Here is a 17,395-nt window from a genome sequence, read left to right as displayed (position 1 = left end):
CTGGGCATGGCTGGCAACTCGTGGTGAATCTCTGGGACTGCAAGGTTTCTTGAGTTCTAGTTGGGCAATCCGATCTGGCCTCATATAAAAACCAGCGCGGTCAGGGGCGGTTTGCTGTGGCAGCAGCTACCCGAGATGAGCTCAATCACGCGGCTCTAGCCGAGCGCGCGAGGGCGGTGCGTTGACAGCGCATCTCCCAGTGGCGGCGTGTCACCGCCACCTGCATGATCTACGCATGCAAGAGTTGCACGACCTCAAGGACGAAGACCTGCAAGGTCTGGCGCCGGAGGCCGTCGCAGCACCGGCGCAGCAGATTCTTCAGCGCCTGCGCCGCCAGGACAGTGAGATCAAGTTCAAGGACGCCAAGATCGAGAAGATCACCTTACAACTCGCGCGGCTGAAGGCCTGGAGGTTCGGAGTGAAGGCCGAGGCGATGACTGCCGAGCAGCGCCGGCTCCTCGAAGACACTGGCTGAGGACGAGGCCAGCTTGCTGGCGCTGTTGCGCCAAGCTGGCGAGGCGCCAGCGTCGTCCGAGGACGACATAAGGACCAGGCGCACGCCACGTCGCAAACCTCTACTCGACGACCTGCGTCGCGTCGTTCATCACCACGAGCCCGAGAACACAACGGCCCGAGTGTGGAGTGCGGCAACCCGAACAAACTCTTCAGCCCCAATAGCGTGTGCCGCGAATACAGAGGCGGAGATGGCAATACACACAGCGGGCATCTGCACTTAGGCGATCATCTGGCTCACCACGCTTCGCTGGCACGGTGTCCAGCCGCTCGCTGACGTCCTCGCCTACATGCGTCATCGGCTTGCCGAGCGCCGCGTGGCGCACGACCCTGGCCACAATGAAGGCAGCGAGCGCGGGCGGGAACCCGGAATACGCCGGTACCGTCCGCAGGAATCGCGACCGACGCACTGCGATGAAGATGCCCGGCCTCCATCGAGCGCATCGCTTGTTCGTAGTACAGCTCGGGTTGATGGCCGTTCAGGAAGTGAGGCGCTTGTATATGGATGACCCCACAGATTGGGCGGGGTGTGACCGCTGCACGATGCGCTTCGGGTTGCTTATGAACTGCTCAGTGACTCAGCTGAGCTGGTACAGATCAGCGCTTGTGGCCATGGGGAGATCTTCGATCTGCTCGATGTATGCCCAAACTTCTTATTTGGTGCTGCGAGTCTTGCCTCTTGGCAGTGAGTTTGGCGAGAACGCCGTCAACCCAAGGCTCGCGATTTCTCCTGCCACCAGATCTTGGAGTTTGCCGATTTCTTCAGACGACGGCGAACTTGCGTAGGCGAGCGTGAGCACAGTCAACGGGTGCAGACCCAGAACCCGAACCAGAGCATCGATCTTCGTGAGCGTAGGGACGTTCACGCCTCTCTCAAGAATGCTGACATAAGTCCGAGATGAGACTGTGTCGAAGGCCTCCTGCGGGATGCCTACCGCGACCCGCGCAGTCCGAAAGGCACGCGGAAAGTTGGGCGGCGGAACAGAAGGAGCGCGGCGGCTTGGCACCGCCTGATTGCCACATATAGAATGGCATAGAGCTACAAAGTATATGACGAGTTATTGTGTGTCGCACTCGTTCCCCGATGCTTTGCACAAGGTGCTACCTGACCATTCTCATGTGCGAGATTCAAGATGGCCCGTAGAGAGCTTGCTTCGCCGCTGCCAACGGCTCGCCCGCTGCGCTTGCCAGCGTCGGTGACGCGTGTCCGTCCGCGGCAGCCGGCGCCTGTCGTGCGCAGCCTGTCCGCAGCACGTATCGGCGCACAGGTGAAGGCGCTGCGCATGGCGGCCGAGGTGTCTGGCGGCGAACTGGCCAAGACCTCGGGGATCTCTGCCTCGATGCTTTCTCGCATCGAGCGCGGTCTGGTGTCACCGTCGGTGGAGACCTTGGAGCGTCTCGCGCAGGGTCTTGGTGTGCCGGCGTCGCGCTTCTTCAGTGATCAGGCCCGGCGCACGGACTTCTGCCATGTGCGTGCAGGACGCGGTGTCTTGGTCGATCGGATCGGCGCTGTCGCGGACTACCGCTACGAGCTGCTGGGGCATTCGCTGTCGGGCAACCTGTTCGTGGAGCCCTACCTGGTGACGTTGCTGCCGGAGGCCGGGCCTTACGTGACCTTCCAGCATCCAGGGCTCAAGTTCCTGTACTTCTTGTCAGGGTCCGTCACCTACCGTTATGGCGCGAAGGCGGTTGAGGTGGGGGCAGGGGACACGCTGCTGTTCGATGCGACGGTGCTGCACGGCATCGAGGTGATCCATTCGGGGCCAGTGTCATACCTGTCGGTTGTGTCCACGCTGCGAGAGTAGGCCGCGCGCAGTGGCACCTTCGCTGGGGCAAAGCTGATACGTACCTACATTGCACCTTCGCCTTCCAATTGTGTTCGGCATGCCGAATACTCGCCGCCCTCGAACTGCCGTAGACGACGGTGGCTGCCTCATTCGACATAAAGGCGAGCAGCCGCTCGGACGAGGTGGATGGCGAAGTGTTGGGTAGTCTCGAAGGGGTTTTGTCCGGCGGCGCTGGAGCTCCGAAGGCTGAGTCCTTGTGCGGCTGTGAGGGCAGGATAGACTGCCGTCAGACATTGTTAACAGCGATGGCGTCGCATGACCAAGACCTCTCGATCGAGCGTGATTGGGACCCGGGTGCCGACCGAAACCCGGACACGGTTTGCTGCGCTCGCGGCACGTCAGCAACTGACCGAGGCCGGCCTGCTTGCCAAGCTCGTCGACGAAGTTCTGCGCACCACTGCGCCCTCGACCACGGTGTCGTCTTCAACACCGACCCCGCGCGCTTCGGACACCGGCCGTCTTTCCGAAGATCGCATCACCCTGCGGCTTCGCGCGGGCGATCGCGCCCTGATTGCTGAACGGGCTGAACTGAGGGGCATGAAGCCGGGTAGCTACCTGGCCATGCTGATCCACAACCATGCGCATGGACCTGTGGTGCTTCCACCGAACGAACTCGCCCAGGTCAAGGCGACCTGCGCGCAACTGGCCGCGCTCGGACGGCGGTTCCGGATGTTCGGTTTGCCGAACACCGTCACACAGCCCCAGGCCTGCGAAATCATCGATGCACTTGCGCTTGCCCGAAGGGAAATCGAGCAGGCGCGCCGGGCGACGGCCGCCATCGTGCAGCGCAACCTGATCAGCTGGGAGGCCCGCGGCCGCGAGGTGGACCATGCCTAAGCAGACGCTGCGGCTCTCACGCGGCAGTCACCGAGCGGCCGATGGCGTGCGCGACATGACGCTGGACATCGTGAGCCATGGCCGGCGCGGGCCTGGCGGTACCCTTCGCTTCGGTGCTGACGAGATCGCGCAGATCCAGCGCACCGTGGGACGTGCACCCGAGGTGATGGTGAAGGTCTCCGGCGGAGGCCGCGATATCGGCGGCGTCGAGGCCCACCTGCGCTACATCAGCCGGCGCGGCAAGCTGCCCCTGGAGACCGATGAAGGGCCTTCCACGCAGGGACGTGCGGCGCCCAGGGAGATCGTCATCGACTGGCAACTGGACCTGTGCGGCAGCCATTACAGGCCCAAGCCGGCCCCAGGCCAGAAAGACATCCGTGCGAAGCTCGCCCACAACATCGTGCTGTCGATGCCGCCGGGTACGCCACCGGAAAAGGTGCTCGCGGCGGCACATGTGTTTGCCCGGGAGAACTTCGCGCTGCAGTACCGCTACGCCATGGTGCTGCACACCGACCAGCCCCATCCGCATGTGCACCTCGTGGTCAAGTGCGAGCACGAGTTCGAGCCCGGCAAGCGTCTGTACATCCGCAAGGAGACGCTGCGCCAATGGCGCGAACAGTTCGCCGCGCTGATGCGGGAGCAGGGTGTGGCGGCCAACGCGACGCCGCGGCAGGTGCGTGGGCAGACCCGCAAGCCGCTGAAGGACGCCATTCATCATCGGTTGCGTGCGCTTCGGGCGTTCGCGCAATTGGCGCCGGGCGAGCGGGCAGGTCGGCGGCCGCCCAAGACTTCGAGTTTCATGCGGGCCAAACTAGGGGCCGTGATGCGGGCTCTACAGACAAAGCGAGAAAGCCTGGATGCCGGAAGGGATGGGATGCAGCGTACGCGGCAGGAGGTGGCGGCGGACTGGCAGGCGACCGCCGATGCGCTGAGAAGGCAGGGGCAGGTCGAATTGGCCGAGCGCGTGGAGCGCTTCGTCGAGCTCATGCCGGCCGTACAGACTGAGGGGCAGCGCATGGCGGAACGCTGGAAGGATGCGAAGCGAAGTCGAGCGCAGGAGCGTACTGATGCCAAGTCACCTGGAGCACCGGCTCGGTGAGCCAGGAACCTGCGCGACGGCCGACGGAGTTTTTTTGCCGGGCCGTACTCAGCGCGTCTGGCAAACATCACCGGTTTCGCTGAAGGCGCCTTCGGGGGGCGTCGTGTGGGGCCCTTCGTGCGCGACAGCTGCCACTGTTTCATCTGCCATTTCAGCGTGTTGGTCACTAATGCCGAAAGGTAGGAGTTGCCTACTGCCAAAGTTGCTAGTTGTCGGAGGTTGTGAGTCGTCGCATGCTCGACGCAAATCCACGCGTGAGACGAGTCTTGAGAGGCGCTGGATGCGATCGCAATGCTGATCGAGCCTCGACGGGATTGCTGCTCTGGTTTCGGCGCCAGTGCTGCTGCTGTCCGGATTTTCAGGTCAGAGATCCGCCCGTCGGTACTCACGTCGCTGCTTAAGGGCTCGAATCAACTTCAAGGAGTTGTCATGCATTTTGAACCTCATCCCAGTCACCGTCGTGCAGACCTTTCGAGTGTGGAAGGGCCCGAGTTCTTCCGCATGCACGATGTGATACGCATCACCGCACTGAGCCGAGCCACCTTATATCGCCGGATTGCTGAGGGCAAGTTTCCAGCTCCTGTGCACTTGGGTGGACGCGCCTGCGGATGGCCGCGTGCCGCGCTGCAGCGCTGGGTAGATGATCCGGAGGGATACTCGGACGCCCGCGGGCCGGCTGACCTCAATATCGGAGCCTGACATGGGCCCGCATTCAGAAGACTTCTACCGGGCAGTCGGGAATCCAGCGGCTATGACCGGGCCGGACTGGTCCCAGACATTCATGAGCGGCGACTGGACGACGGCTGGTGCCGAAATCTGACGCTCGGCGCTTCGTGGATCAGGGGTGGGCTTTGCACCCGAGCCGGCGCTTGGCATGCGCCAGAGGATGCTGGCGGCATTGCTGTTAAGTTCCATCGTCAAGCTCGTGCTTTACCGGGCGGCTTAAACTTTTCCCAGACTGCGACCATACCGATGCTTGGAAGGTCGGCCATGAGCTTTTCAACCGCGCGAGCGAAGTACCGCTTGAAGTGCTGGTGACCTGCTCGGTTTAATCGAGACAGTTTTTCCTAGAAGACGGCGGGTTGCAGTTCCTTGCGGAGTTCGAGTTTGAACTCCGCCGGGGGTCAAGTATTGCAGGCTGCTGTGGGGACGTACCTCGTTGTAGTGATTGCGCCAGGCCTCAATCAGGACAGCGGCTTCGCGGCGCGAGCGGAACCACTCGATGGACAGGCACTCGTCGCGGAACTTGCCGTTGAAGCTCTCGTCGGTGCCGTTCTGCCACGGCTTGCCCGGGTCGTTGAGCACGGTGGCGATGCCGGCGTGCGCGATCCACTCCAGGATGGCCTGGCTGACGAACTCGGGCCCGTTGTCCGAGCGCATGAACAGCGGCGCCCCATGCAGGCTCACCAAGCGCGACAACACCTCGATGACGCGCTTGGAGCGAATGGCCCCGGCCACATCGATGGCCAGGCACTCGCGGGTGTATTCGTCCACCACGGTCAGGCACTTGATCTGCTGACCGCTGGCCGTGGTGTCGAAGACGAAGTCGTAGGCCCAGACCATGTTGGCTTTGAACGGCGTGTGGATGCGCGGGCGCACCGAGGCGATGCGCTTGCGTGGCCGCTTGCGGGGCACCAGCAGGCCTGCCTGGCGCCACAGGCGATGTGTGCGTGACCAGCTCAGCTCGAAGCCGCTGCGACGCAGGAACACGCGAATTCGGCGATAGCCGTAGCGCGGATACTGGGCCGACAGTGCCTTCATCGCCGCAAGCACCGGCGCATCCTTGGCAGGCAGGCGCAACTCGTAGCTGGGCGTGGCGCGTGACATGCCGATGAGCCCGCAGGCGCGGCGCAGACTCAAGCCCCGTGCGCGCACGAAGGCCAGTTGCTCACGCCGAGCCAGCGGGCTCACCATTTTTTTGCGTTGATCTCCTTGAGGATCTCCAGGTCCAGATCTCTCTCGGCAAGGAGCTTCTTCAGCCGGCTGTTCTCAAGCTCCAGGGCCTTCAGACGCTTGACGTCGGCGGCTTCCATCTGGCCGAAGTGTTTGCGCCAGGCATAGATGGTGGCGTCGCTGACTTTGTGCTTCTTGGCGGCCTCGGCCACCGTCGTGCGATCTGCTTCGCGCAGGATCGTGACCATTTGCTCTTCGCTGAATCGACTCTTCTTCATGGGCTCCTCTTCGGGCGGGAGCCATCTTCCTAGAAATCAATGTCTCGGAGAAACCGGGCAGGTCAGTACAGCCTCTCCCCTGATGGCGGCCACATCATCGATGCAGGTCGCTGATGAGAGCGCCAGCAGAACAGCCGCCCCAAGAATGACCGCTACGGAGCAACACGTATAGCCGGTATGGGCCCAGTGCCGAACTTAAGGAGCGTCCAATGATTGACCGCTTGCGATGAAAAGCGGCTGCTCGCCGTGACATCCAAGCGAGCAGCCGAACCCGCTGCGGTCAGTGCATCTCCGCCAAGGCTTCCTTAACGCCTTGTTCCCGCAGCGGCGTGTCGGCGCCTTCCAGATGCAGCGCGGCGTGCGGTGGAACAGGCGTGGCGCAGTCCTTATGGATCTCGCCATCCTTCATAACTAGCTGAACTTTGGCCGGATCCGTCAACAGCGACAAATCCTCCAGCGGGTCGCCGTCGATGAGGACGATGTCTGCAAGAAATCCCGCCTTCAACTGTCCAAGCTCATCGGGCCGCTGCATGATCTGGCCACCCAGTCGGGTTGCCGCCGTCAGCGCTTCCTTCGCCGTCATGCCGATGTAATCGACAAAGTACTGAAGGTCGTTGGCATTGGTGCCATGCGGCATCCACGCAAAGCCGTAGTCACCGCCCGGCAGGATGCGAATGCCGCGCTTATGCATCTCGCGCAACGAAGCGGACGCGATCTCCAACTCGCGCTTGTAGCCCATTTGAGTAGCGACAGCTTCGGTGATGCCGTACTCGGCCGCGTTGTAGGTTGTACGAATGAGCCATCCGATGCCAGGCGCGACAAAGTGCTGGTCCTTGGCCGCCTCCAGCATGTCTAGCGCCTCCGAATCGGCAAAGCTGGCGTGGTAGACCATTTCAATGCCGTGGCGCACACACTGCTTGACCGATTCGCTGGAGCGCGCATGCGCGGCCATGCGTTTTCCGTAACGCTTGGCTTCCTGCGCCAGCATCGCCACTTCGTCGTCCGCAAACGGCGACATCTCGGCCGGCAGGCCAGCGATGTACTCGCCGGACAGATTGATCTTCAGGTGATCGACGCCGTACTTGATAAAGGTGCGGGCCGACTTGCGGATCTCTTCGGGGCCGCTGCACACGCTGCCGAAACTGAGCTCCTCGAACTTCATGTGTGGCAGTGTGTTGTCGCCCAGCGCGCCGATGGTGGTGATCTCCTGGCTGCCGGCGAGGTAGCGCGGGCCTGGAAATTCGCCTGCGTCGATGGCGTTGCGCAAGACCACGTCGAGCCGCGGCTTGGCCGCTGCGGCACCAATCGCGGAGGTCCACCCCATGTCGAGATAGCGCTTGGCAACGCGCACGCACCAGAGCATGTGCTCCTCAGGCGGCATGAACTGAATAGCCGCGAGTGAAGGCTGGTCGTTCCATGAGAAGTGCGTGTGGGCCTCGGTCATCCCCGGCATGAGAAAGCGGCCCTTGCCGTCGATCACGCGCGCATCGTCGGTGCTTACGCGCTTTGGAAAGCGAGCGACTTCTACGATGCGCTTTCCTTCGACGAGAAGGTCGCCGGTATATGGGTCTTCGCCCGAGCCATCGAAGATGCGGACATTGGTAAATGCAATACGGGTCATCGTTGTCTCCTCCGGCTTGCGGTGCCGGCCATGGTTGTCGAAATGGAATCCGGCGCTGGCTCAGAGCAGTGCCGCGTAGAAGGCTTCAAGTTCTTGTGCGCAGCGCTGCGGCTGCTCGAAAGTCGTCCAGTGCCCGCATCCTTCGATCACGACGAGGCGGCTGCCTGCGATGCGTTCCTGCATGGTGCGGACATTGACCACGGGGGCTACGCCATCCTGGTCGCCGGTGACCAGGAGCGTTGGCACGTCGATGCGTTCGAGCTCGGCCGATTGCGCCCCGGCGAGCGCTGTACAGCTTTGCGCATAGCCCTCGGGCGACTGGCGCATCACGCTCTCGCGCACCAGCGCGAGCACTGCCGGCTGCTGCTCCTTTGTCTGTGTGCTCGTCGCGCCTTTCACGATGGCATCGGCAATTTCCTGCATGGCCGCCACACCGCCGCGCGCTGCGTTGGCACGGGCCGTGATGTTGGGGCGTGCTGCCTCGGGAGGCGCAGCCATCGGCCCAAAGAGCGCCAGCGACTTCACCGTGCCAGGCCTGCGCAGTGCCAGGTGCTGGGCGACGATCGTGCCCATCGAGTGCGCCATCACATGCACCGACCCGATGTCGAGCGTCGAGAAAAGAAGCGTCATTGTCTCCACGTAGTACTCGATGGACAGCGCCTGGCCGTCAGCAGGCAGCGGCGACCTCGCGCTGCCCGGCAGATCGGGCCTGATGCGGCGGAAGCCACCGAGCGCCGGCACTATGGGAGTCCAGTTGTTGGACGAACCACCCAGCCCGTGAATGCACAGCAGCGCCGCGCCTTCACCATCGATCTCGACTGTCAGACCATTCAGAACTTGAGTCGTCATGCGCCCCCCTTCAGACGAATTTGTTCTCGATGGCGCCGAGCCGGTCGATTTCCACGCGCACCACATCGCCCGCGCGCAGGTAGCGCGGTGGGCTCATGCCCATGCCTACGCCGGCAGGCGTGCCAGTGGCGATGACGTCTCCGGGGTAGAGCGTGATGCCGCGCGAGATGGTCTCGATCAGCGTGGGGATGTCAAAGATCATGTTCTCGGTCGGGCCGTCTTGGCGCATTTCGCCGTTGACCCAGCAACGCACACGCGTCTTGGTGCCGTCGAACTCGTCCGCGGTGACGATCCACGGTCCCATGGGGCAAAAGGTGTCGAAAGACTTGCCCATGTCCCATTGCCCATGGCGCATCTGCACATCGCGGGCGGTCACGTCGTTGACGACCGTGTAGCCGAACACATGCGACATCGCAGCGGCGCGCATGATGTTCTTGCCCCCCTTGCCGATCACGACGGCCAGTTCGGCTTCGTAGTCGATCTGCGTGGACACCTCGGAAGGCACGAGCACGTCGTCGTGCGGGCCCACGACGCACTCGGGCACTTTGGTGAAGACAATGGGCCACTCGTCGGTCTTGGCTGAGTTGTCCTTGAACACCGAGGCAGAAAGCTCCTTGGCGTGCGCGTGGTAGTTGCGGCCCACGCACCAGAGGTTGCGGCGCGGTTTGGGCAGCGGCGCGTCCAGCACTACGTCGGCCAGAGTGACCGCAGGACCGGACGCCTCCGGGAGCGAGCCGCCCTCGGCCAGGGATTCGATCAGCGTCAGCACGCCACTATCGGCCTGGGCCTGGGTGAGCTGCAGTGGGGTGATGGTCTTCCCGTCTTCGGAAACTAGGCCGACCTTTCGGTGGCCCTCGTTTGTAAAAGTGGCGATTCGCATGAACGTTTGCTCCTGTGTATTAGCGATGCGCCAACTTTAGAAATTGCGAGCAGAGCGCGCTTATCGAGCGATCCGGCGCCGTATCAAATCGTCTGGTGTGGTCCTAAGGACTTACCCGAGGCGCTATGCCGCTCAGGGATGAGGGGAGGAACAATCGCGGCAACCCACCTCGATGAAGCACGCAGATGCAGGAAGCCTATGCACTCCACGAAGGCGCGTTCGGCACGGCAATCGTTCTGGAGGCGAGTGCCAATCTGGTCTCGCACGCACATTCGGAAACGCAACTCGCCCTTTGGCTGGGCGGCGCGCGAGCCTGCGCGCACGTCGGTACGGAAATCGTGCCCTACAGCGAAAGCGTGGCGCTAGGTGTCAACGCGTTTGAGGCGCACGACATGGTTCGCCTGGACGACACCGGTTCGAGCCTGTTCATCGTCTTCATGATCAAGAAAGACTGGCTCGATGAGCTTGGTCGGGCGAAGGACCGAAGCTTCCGGTTTCCGTCACCACGCGTTCCCATCGGCGACGCGTTGCGCCGTTCGTGCTGGCGCGTACTGGATCTGATGATCTCCGCCGGCAGCGGACGCAAGCAGATCGACAATGAAGTGGAGCGCTTGCTGGAGGCTGCCATTGCGGCCTCTACGATCGGCGTCGATGCGCCCGCTGTGGGGGGCGGCATTGGCGTTACCCTGGACCATCGCCTGCGCGCAGCTATCGCTCATATGCGGGCGCACGTGTCTGAAAAAACGACCATCGATGAAATAGCCGCCAAGGTAGGGCTGTCGCGCGCGCATTTCTTTGCGCTGTTCCGTGACCAGCTGCACACGACGCCGCAAGTGTTCTGGAGTGGGGTGAGAGTCGAGGAGGCGATGCGGCGCGTCAGTGAAGGTGCCGAACTCACGGACGTGGCACTCGACCTGGGGTTCTCGGCCCCAGGCAATTTCTCGCGCTTCTTCAAGGAGCACACCGGGATCTCACCTTCGATTTTCAAGCGGGCTACACGCGCACCTTCGCCAGTCACTGTCACGGGAATACCGAGGGAAGGCCAGTCGTCTTAGGTACTCAGAGGAACTCCGGAGTCGTTGCGGCTTGATCAAAGAACAAGCCACCCATGGCGGAGACTTGCCAAACACCAAGCGGCATCAACGTCGGGTCTGTGCTCGGGCGACTGCTTTTGAGACCGAACCGGACATTGCCCGTGGCAACACGAGCGGCAGCTCGTGGCCGGCTCCGGTAGTTCGCGAGCATAAGCCCAAGGGCTGTTCTCGCTGCCAAGCGGGCATAGTTATCGTTGAGAGGATGACGCGCAGAACGCAACGCCGACGCGGCGGGAAGGATATCTGGTTGTAGCCTGAAGCCCAGTTCCCCGTCGCCGAATCGCGCGATCATCTAAAGAAGTTCTGTGGAACGTGCGGCGGGAGATTTGCATCCAAGGGTCTTAGATGGTCTGGTGTACCCCAAGGCGTACCCGGGGAACAGAAACAGAGACTGAAAGCGGCTGCTCGCGCGGGCCGCGCAAGCTTTTTCGGTCCAGCCCCCAGCTAGATCGCGGCAGGCGCCGCAAACATGCTTCCCATGTCCTGCCGGCCATGGTCCGCTGGAACGATCTTTGCGTGATGAAGTTGCCGTACATTTGCGGCACATGACGGCTTTCGCAAAGTGAGTATGAGTCGAATGAAGGATGAGACCGTGACTATCCGCACGACCGCGGACATCAAGCAACTGCTGAAACTGGCGGCGGCGAGAGAGCACCGCTCCCTGGCTTCGACGGTCGAAATGCTCGTGCGGGCCTATGCGCAGGAGCATCAGTTGGTGGCGCGACCCAACGGGCTCGGCGCCACTGGCGATCAAGCCCAGGGTGCTGGCTCCGATCGATGACCGCCATATTCGCAAGCAGACGAACTGGCGGTCCGCGCGTCGACTGATGCTTCGAGACCTTTTCGAGGGTCGGCGATCAGTTCCGAAAAGCGGTCCGCCTCACGTGCTCACGCTGTCCTCGCGATGATCCGCGTCGTACGCCTATCGATGCGTTTCGCGGCGTGTCTGAAGCTCCGATCAAGGTCCTGATCAATTGCGATCGGAATTCAGGCGCGAGAGCGCCGTCAGCCACGCTGCCGTGACATCCCTGGCACGCCCTCCTGGTGTGGTGCCGCCGCAGTCATCGATCACCAGGACGCGCAAGAGCCGTCCCGAATACAGGATGGTGCTGACGGCGTTGACTTCGCACAGCGGGGTGCTGGCTCCGGCCTCCGAGACTTTGGCGGATCGATTCACGAGGAACGAAAAGCTCTCGAGCCTGGTCGGGACATCGAAGAATCCGGACAACTGCTGGCGGTAGTTTTCGCGCTTGAGGTCGCCGCCGCGCGCGGCAATGCTCGAGTCCTGGGCTTGCAACTCCTTTTGCGCGTCACCTGATTCCGCTCGGAGATCACCCAGCCTGGCATGGGTCGCCCGGCGCAGTTGCTCGAACTCCTGCGCCGTGAAGGGACCGCTCGGATGGGCCGGATCGACGCTCACGGTGATGTACGGATAAAGGTCAGCGACCCTCCCCTGTCGAATCAAGACCAACTTGTCCGCCGGCACGAAGCAAGTGACGAAGTTTGAGCTTCTGGGAGCCAGGGACGCCGCGCGCTCGGCGAGCGGCCGAATTTCCTCGCAAGCCGCAGGGAACGCTGCCAGTACGGGTAGCCGCACCGTCTGCGCCCCCAGCGACTTTTCGACGAAGGTTGGATCCGCGGCACCTGCGGTGTTGATCGAGGCAGCAAGCGCGGCGCTCAAGATGAATCGGGGCACTGATGGGGCGAGGAGGCTGAGCAGGTGCATGACGCAATGTAGATGGCGTAGACCGGTTCGCCAAGGGGCGGGCCTGAGAGAGGCATTTCGCACTATCCGGGCTATGGGAGCGCCACCGTTCAATGGCCGGTGCCGCTGCGCTCTTTGCGCAGGAACAGGCGCGAGATCGTCTGGGCCGTCTGCTCGCGCGAGGCGGCGTCGCCCGCGTGCAGCTCGGCCATCGCGCCGTGCATCATCTTCTGGGTGAGGCCGCGCGACATGGCCTCGAGCACGGCCTCGACCGATTCGCCCTTGGCCAGTAGCTTGCGCGCACGCGCCATCTCGGCGGCGCGCCACTCGTCGGCCTGCGCGTTGAGCTGCTGGATCAGCGGCACCGTGCCGCGCTGGCCCAGCCAGTGCATGAAGCTCTGCACGCCGGCGTCGATGATTACCTCGGCCTGCGCCACGGCGGCCTGGCGGTTGGCCTGACCCTGCTGCACGACCTGTGCGAGGTCGTCGACGGTGTAGAGATAGATGTCTTCGAGCGCCTTCACCTCGGGCTCGATGTCGCGCGGCACGGCCAGATCGACCATGAACATCGGGCGGTGCTTGCGCGCCTTGAGCGCGCGCTCGACGGCGCCCAGGCCGATGATCGGCAGCGTGCTGGCGGTGCAGCTCACGATGATGTCGAATTCGGCCAGCCGCGAGGGCAGGTCGGCAAGGCGCATCGCCTCGCCGCCGAAGCGCGAGGCCAGCTTCTCGCCGCGCTCCAGCGTGCGGTTGGCGATGGCGATGGCCTTCGGCTCCTTGGCCGCGAAGTGCGTGGCCGCGAGGTCGATCATCTCGCCCGCGCCGACGAAGAGCACGCGCGTCTTGCGCAGGTCCTCGAAGAGCTGGCCGGCCAGCCGCACCGCGGCGGCGGCCATGCTGATGGAATGGGCGCCGATCTCGGTGGCGGTGCGCACTTCCTTGGCCACCGCGAAGGAGCGCTGGAACAGCTGGTTCAGCGTGCTGCCGAGGGCGCCGGCCGTCTCGGCGGCGCGCACGGCGTCTTTCATCTGGCCGAGGATCTGGGCCTCGCCCAGCACCATCGAGTCGAGCCCGCTGGCCACGCGGAAGGCATGGCGGGCGGCTTCGCCGTCGTGCAGGGTGTAGGCGTGCGAGCGCAGCAGGGCGGGGGCGACGCCGCCGCTCTGGGCGAGCCAGCCGAAGGTGTGGTCGAGCGCGGCGTGTTCCGAGGCGCAGTAGATCTCGGTGCGGTTGCAGGTGGAGATGATCGCGGCCTCGACCTGGGGATGGCGGCCGGAGGCGAATGAACTGCGCAGGCTCTGCAGCGTGGGGGCGATCTGGTCGAGCGCGAACGCGAAACGACCGCGCAGATCGAGCGGCGCGGTCGTATGGTTCAAGCCGAGGGCCCAGACGGTCATGTGTATGTGACTGCGCAAATCGGCAACGCGAGGCGCTGCGCCCTGTGCACAGCCTGTCGCAATCAATGTCCCTCGCACCCGATGGACCGTGACTATATGTAGTGGAAACCCGGGTGTCCACCTGGCCCCGATGCCAGGGGACACGTGCGCGCCGTTTGCGGGACGTTTGGTTGGCGCACCGCTTCAATCAGACAACAGGGCTACCGATCGGAAGCCTTGGCAGGGTGGACTCAGAGCGATGTTGCTCCAAAAGAGTGCGCGAAAGGCCACCCGCTTTGAGCTTCCGCGAACATCGAATGTTGCGTTCACCTCCATCTCATAATGCGGAATTGATGCCTTTTGAGCGATGGCTGCGTGCGGATCGGCTGGGATCGGGTTGTAGTTTCAGCACAACGGAACGGACCTTCGCCCCTGTTTTCGGGCGAATTGTTTTGCCCTAGCGCATCGGCTCTGGTGCAATAGCATCAACTTCCCAAAAGGAGGTTGGCCCGGGGTCCGGTGGGAGCACAAAAGTGCCAGTCACGGTGAGCCCTTCGCACCGGAGCCCTATGTTTAACCTTGGAGAAACTTGCAATGAAAAAATCTCTGGTTGCTCTGGCTGCGCTGGCTGTCGCTGGTGTTGCCTCGGCTCAGTCGTCCGTCACGCTGTTCGGTGTGGTCGACGCGTCGATCAGCGGCTATTCGAGCACCTCGCGCGACCTGCGCCCGACGGTGTTCCCCAACGCTTTCGGTATTCCTGTTTACCTGAACCAAGGTTCGGTCAAGGTCAGCAGCCGTCAGCTGGCTAACTCGGGCTACAACTCCAGCCGCATTGGCTTCCGTGGTACGGAAGACCTGGGCGGTGGCCTGGCAGCCAGCTTCTGGCTCGAAGCCCCGATCAGCAATGACGACGGCCAAACCGGTATCTCGACGTTCGCACGTCGTTCGACCGTGAGCCTGTCGGGTGGTTTCGGTGAACTGCGCCTGGGTCGTGACTACACCCCGACGTTCTGGAACGACACCGTGTTCGACCCGTTCGGCACCAACGGCGTTGGTACCAACCTGATCAACACGGCCAACAACAGCTTCGGCGCCTTCAACGGCACCGCTCCTACGGCTGTTCCCGGTGTGCCCAACGTGAGCACGAGCAACTACGTTCGCGCAAGCAACAGCATCGGCTACTTCCTGCCCCCGAACCTGGGCGGTTTCTATGGCCAGTTCCAGTACGCCCTGTCTGAGAAGAACAAGTACAGCCCGGGTCTGGCTACGCCTGGCGGTGACAACACCACGCGTCAAGGCCGTTACATCGGCGGTCGCTTCGGCTATGCCAACGGTCCTCTGGACGTTGCCATCGCTTACGGCAGCAGCACGGTGGGCGACCAGTACTATGTCGGTACGACCAACAAGGTCAACACCCTGAACCTGGGCGCTTCGTATGACTTCGGTCCCGTGAAGCTGTTCGGTGAAGTGTCGAAGGCAAAGAACAAGATCGACTACGAAGTGACGCCTCTCCTGGGCGGCCGTCCTGACATCGATCTGACCGGCTACCTGCTCGGCGTGACCGTGCCGGTTGGCGCTGGCCTGATCCGCGCTTCGTACTCGCACGTCAAGTACGACCGCAACCTGCCGTTCGACTTCTTCAACCCGGCCAACAACAACGACCCGAAGGCTAACAAGCTGGCTCTGGGCTACGTTCACAACCTGTCGAAGCGCACGGCTCTGTACGCAACGATCGCTCGCGTGAGCAACAAGAACGGTGCTGCTCTGACCGTTGGCGGCCCCGCCTTCATCACCACCGGCGGCTTCACCCCGAAGAGCTCCACCGGCTACGACTTCGGTATCCGTCACGCTTTCTAATCTGACGCTGGCGCAAGCCGGCTTCGGTTAAAAAGTCAAAGCCACCCGACGCAAGTCGGGTGGCTTTTTTGCTTTCCTGGCATGTTCAAAGGAAAGGGAAGAAAACTGCCTTGCATTTTCGTTATCAAGGCTTGCTGACGTTGATGCCAAGTGTGGACCTTGGATGGCAACTGGTGCTGTGATCGTTATCTCGATCTTCGGCTTTCACTCCGGCGCTGGTGACGTGGTCCGTGGTGTCTGTTGACCGGCAAAGCCAGCGAGCATTGCACGGCATGGCATTCAGGGCGAGAGCTTTTTTCCGAGTCCTCGGCTTGGAAAATGCCAGAGGATTTGGAGGCAAGTGGAATGTGTCAGGTGCGGCAACTGAAGTAGGGCACACTTGCGCGGTGACTTGTAGACGCAGGCTCGTGGTGCCTGACCATGTCTGCATTTAAGCATCTGGGTCGTCTGCAATCGGGCGATCTGTCTAAAACAACACTCTCAGCCCCACTGCACAGAATGCAAGACGGTGAAGCGACAACGCAGAACAAGGTGGATTTGCTTGATCTGAATGATCTTCGGATATTTACCTACGTCGCGGTGCTCTACAGTTTCTCCGCCGCTGCGGACGAACTGGGCATCAGCAAATCGAGCGTCAGCCGCAGCATCGTGCGACTGGAGACTCTGATGGGCACCGCGCTGCTCAATCGGACGACGCGCAAGGTCAAGCTCACTCGCGCCGGGAATGTGCTTAAGGACCGGGGCGTCGATATCATGAAGCGCATCGGCGAGTCCATTGGCTATGTCGGCGATTTAGGGCTGGCTCCCCAGGGGCAGTTGACGGTCTGCATTGCAGCGGATGCAGGCCTGGAGGAGCAGTTGCAGCAGTCGGTGCTGCCGCGATTCCTTGAACGGTATGAAGGGGTCAACGTCGTTCTTCGCTCCACGATGCAGAAAGCCGAGCTTCGCTCGGAGAACGTGGATGTCGCGATTTCCAGTGGACCTACGCACCCGCCGGGATCTTCCCGCTTCGTCTCATTGGCTCGCTGGCTCTGCGCATCCCCCGCCTATCTGGAGCGCCGCGGTGCTGTTCAGTCTCTGGACGATCTGGGCGTGCACGACATCATTGCGACCAATGATCGGGAGACTCATTTCGCGCCTGGACTGGGCAATCTGTTCGAGCTCGAGGTCTTCAAGGATGTGCGTCCGCGGCTCAATATCGACAGCCTCGCCGGCGCGCGCCATCTGTCCCTTCAGGGGCTGGGCATTGTCTGTCTCCCTGAGCACATGTGCAGGGACCAGGTTCGCCGGGGGGAACTTGTGCACTTGCTCAAGGACTTGGAAGTTCGCTCCCTGGATCTGAATGTCTTCTATCCGAGTAAGCGAAGCGCAGCGCCGGTGGTCAGGGCTTTCACCGAATTGCTCAGGGCGAGCCTGAGCTCAGTTGCTGAGTCTGCAGCAGACGAGGAGCAGATCCGCGACATCCAGGCTTCATCGCAGGCTGACGCCATGGACCCGCCTGACGATACGCCGGCGCCGAGCTGAGTCCAGCTTGGGGTTTCCCCAA

15 protein-coding genes are annotated in these 17,395 nt (G+C 62.5%); 9 read left to right on the top strand and 6 right to left on the bottom strand.

Annotated elements, in window-relative coordinates:
* Nucleotides 1-235 precede the first annotated feature (235 nt).
* From ABL843_RS26795 to ABL843_RS26775, 5 genes are all read left to right on the top strand, one after another.
* Nucleotides 236-475: a hypothetical protein gene (locus ABL843_RS26795; RefSeq protein WP_418117924.1), complete on the top strand. Its 240-nt coding sequence runs from the start codon at nt 236-238 to the stop codon at nt 473-475.
* Nucleotides 476-1,796: 1,321 nt separating this feature from the next.
* Nucleotides 1,797-2,318: a helix-turn-helix domain-containing protein gene (locus ABL843_RS26790; RefSeq protein ID WP_418120526.1), complete on the top strand. Its 522-nt coding sequence runs from the start codon at nt 1,797-1,799 to the stop codon at nt 2,316-2,318.
* A 297-nt stretch (nt 2,319-2,615) separates the two neighbouring features.
* Nucleotides 2,616-3,197 carry a hypothetical protein gene (locus ABL843_RS26785; protein WP_418117923.1) on the top strand — a complete coding sequence of 194 codons (582 nt, stop codon included), beginning with the start codon at nt 2,616-2,618 and terminating at the stop codon, nt 3,195-3,197.
* 55 nt (nt 3,198-3,252) lie between these two features.
* The gene (locus ABL843_RS26780; RefSeq protein ID WP_418117922.1) at nt 3,253-4,296 is read left to right on the top strand and encodes a relaxase/mobilization nuclease domain-containing protein; all 1,044 of its coding nucleotides are present in this window, start codon (nt 3,253-3,255) and stop codon (nt 4,294-4,296) included.
* Nucleotides 4,297-4,587: 291 nt separating this feature from the next.
* Nucleotides 4,588-4,995, top strand: a complete 408-nt coding sequence (locus ABL843_RS26775) for a helix-turn-helix transcriptional regulator (protein ID WP_418117921.1) — start codon at nt 4,588-4,590, stop codon at nt 4,993-4,995.
* A 300-nt stretch (nt 4,996-5,295) separates the two neighbouring features.
* Here ABL843_RS26775 and ABL843_RS26770 read toward each other — a convergent pair.
* From ABL843_RS26770 to ABL843_RS26755, 4 genes are all read right to left on the bottom strand, one after another.
* Nucleotides 5,296-6,467, bottom strand: a protein-coding gene (locus ABL843_RS26770; RefSeq protein WP_418117919.1) for an IS3 family transposase whose coding sequence is annotated in 2 segments (ribosomal slippage) — nt 5,296-6,209 and nt 6,209-6,467 — 1,173 coding nt in all. Because the reading frame shifts where the segments join, the coding sequence is not laid out codon by codon here.
* A 280-nt stretch (nt 6,468-6,747) separates the two neighbouring features.
* A complete protein-coding gene (locus ABL843_RS26765; protein ID WP_418117918.1) occupies nt 6,748-8,088 on the bottom strand; it encodes an amidohydrolase family protein in 1,341 nt (446 codons plus the stop codon).
* 60 nt (nt 8,089-8,148) lie between these two features.
* The gene (locus ABL843_RS26760) at nt 8,149-8,937 is read right to left on the bottom strand and encodes an alpha/beta fold hydrolase (protein WP_418117917.1); all 789 of its coding nucleotides are present in this window, start codon (nt 8,935-8,937) and stop codon (nt 8,149-8,151) included.
* Between the two features lie 10 nt (nt 8,938-8,947).
* Complete coding sequence (locus ABL843_RS26755; RefSeq protein WP_418117916.1) at nt 8,948-9,817, bottom strand: fumarylacetoacetate hydrolase family protein; 870 nt, start codon at nt 9,815-9,817, stop codon at nt 8,948-8,950.
* Between the two features lie 185 nt (nt 9,818-10,002).
* Between ABL843_RS26755 and ABL843_RS26750 the strand changes: the two genes are divergently transcribed.
* On the top strand, nt 10,003-10,872 hold the full coding sequence (locus ABL843_RS26750; RefSeq protein WP_418117915.1) for a helix-turn-helix domain-containing protein: 870 nt from the start codon (nt 10,003-10,005) through the stop codon (nt 10,870-10,872).
* A gap of 616 nt (nt 10,873-11,488) precedes the next feature.
* A complete protein-coding gene (locus tag ABL843_RS26745; RefSeq protein ID WP_418117913.1) occupies nt 11,489-11,692 on the top strand; it encodes a hypothetical protein in 204 nt (67 codons plus the stop codon).
* Nucleotides 11,693-11,881: 189 nt separating this feature from the next.
* Here ABL843_RS26745 and ABL843_RS26740 read toward each other — a convergent pair whose 3' ends face one another.
* Together ABL843_RS26740 and hemA are read right to left on the bottom strand one after the other, a co-directional pair.
* Nucleotides 11,882-12,637: a hypothetical protein gene (locus ABL843_RS26740; protein WP_418117912.1), complete on the bottom strand. Its 756-nt coding sequence runs from the start codon at nt 12,635-12,637 to the stop codon at nt 11,882-11,884.
* Between the two features lie 89 nt (nt 12,638-12,726).
* Nucleotides 12,727-14,013, bottom strand: coding sequence for a glutamyl-tRNA reductase (gene hemA / locus ABL843_RS26735; RefSeq protein WP_418117911.1), 1,287 nt, complete (start codon nt 14,011-14,013; stop codon nt 12,727-12,729).
* Nucleotides 14,014-14,586: 573 nt separating this feature from the next.
* On the opposite strand from hemA, the gene ABL843_RS26730 reads away from it, so the two are divergent.
* Together ABL843_RS26730 and ABL843_RS26725 are read left to right on the top strand one after the other, a co-directional pair.
* Nucleotides 14,587-15,849, top strand: a complete 1,263-nt coding sequence (locus ABL843_RS26730; RefSeq protein ID WP_418117910.1) for a porin — start codon at nt 14,587-14,589, stop codon at nt 15,847-15,849.
* 498 nt (nt 15,850-16,347) lie between these two features.
* Nucleotides 16,348-17,373 carry a LysR family transcriptional regulator gene (locus tag ABL843_RS26725; RefSeq protein ID WP_418117909.1) on the top strand — a complete coding sequence of 342 codons (1,026 nt, stop codon included), beginning with the start codon at nt 16,348-16,350 and terminating at the stop codon, nt 17,371-17,373.
* Nucleotides 17,374-17,395 lie beyond the last annotated feature (22 nt).

It is taken from the genome of Variovorax sp. 350MFTsu5.1, from assembly GCF_048302515.1.
Classification (GTDB): Bacteria; Pseudomonadota; Gammaproteobacteria; order Burkholderiales; family Burkholderiaceae_C; genus Variovorax; species Variovorax guangxiensis.
The sequence above is the reverse complement of the archived record's forward strand: the minus strand, read 5'-3'. Positions and strand labels throughout refer to the sequence as shown.

Coding starts and splice junctions, on each gene's coding strand:
- ABL843_RS26795 (WP_418117924.1), top strand. CDS start 236: ATGCAAGAGTTGCACGACCTCAAGGACGAAGACCTGCAAGGTCTGGCG.
- ABL843_RS26790 (WP_418120526.1), top strand. CDS start 1,797: ATGGCGGCCGAGGTGTCTGGCGGCGAACTGGCCAAGACCTCGGGGATC.
- ABL843_RS26785 (WP_418117923.1), top strand. CDS start 2,616: ATGACCAAGACCTCTCGATCGAGCGTGATTGGGACCCGGGTGCCGACC.
- ABL843_RS26780 (WP_418117922.1), top strand. CDS start 3,253: ATGACGCTGGACATCGTGAGCCATGGCCGGCGCGGGCCTGGCGGTACC.
- ABL843_RS26775 (WP_418117921.1), top strand. CDS start 4,588: ATGCTGATCGAGCCTCGACGGGATTGCTGCTCTGGTTTCGGCGCCAGT.
- ABL843_RS26765 (WP_418117918.1), bottom strand. CDS start 8,088: ATGACCCGTATTGCATTTACCAATGTCCGCATCTTCGATGGCTCGGGC.
- ABL843_RS26760 (WP_418117917.1), bottom strand. CDS start 8,937: ATGACGACTCAAGTTCTGAATGGTCTGACAGTCGAGATCGATGGTGAA.
- ABL843_RS26755 (WP_418117916.1), bottom strand. CDS start 9,817: ATGCGAATCGCCACTTTTACAAACGAGGGCCACCGAAAGGTCGGCCTA.
- ABL843_RS26750 (WP_418117915.1), top strand. CDS start 10,003: ATGCAGGAAGCCTATGCACTCCACGAAGGCGCGTTCGGCACGGCAATC.
- ABL843_RS26745 (WP_418117913.1), top strand. CDS start 11,489: ATGAAGGATGAGACCGTGACTATCCGCACGACCGCGGACATCAAGCAA.
- ABL843_RS26740 (WP_418117912.1), bottom strand. CDS start 12,637: ATGCACCTGCTCAGCCTCCTCGCCCCATCAGTGCCCCGATTCATCTTG.
- hemA (WP_418117911.1), bottom strand. CDS start 14,013: ATGACCGTCTGGGCCCTCGGCTTGAACCATACGACCGCGCCGCTCGAT.
- ABL843_RS26730 (WP_418117910.1), top strand. CDS start 14,587: ATGAAAAAATCTCTGGTTGCTCTGGCTGCGCTGGCTGTCGCTGGTGTT.
- ABL843_RS26725 (WP_418117909.1), top strand. CDS start 16,348: ATGCAAGACGGTGAAGCGACAACGCAGAACAAGGTGGATTTGCTTGAT.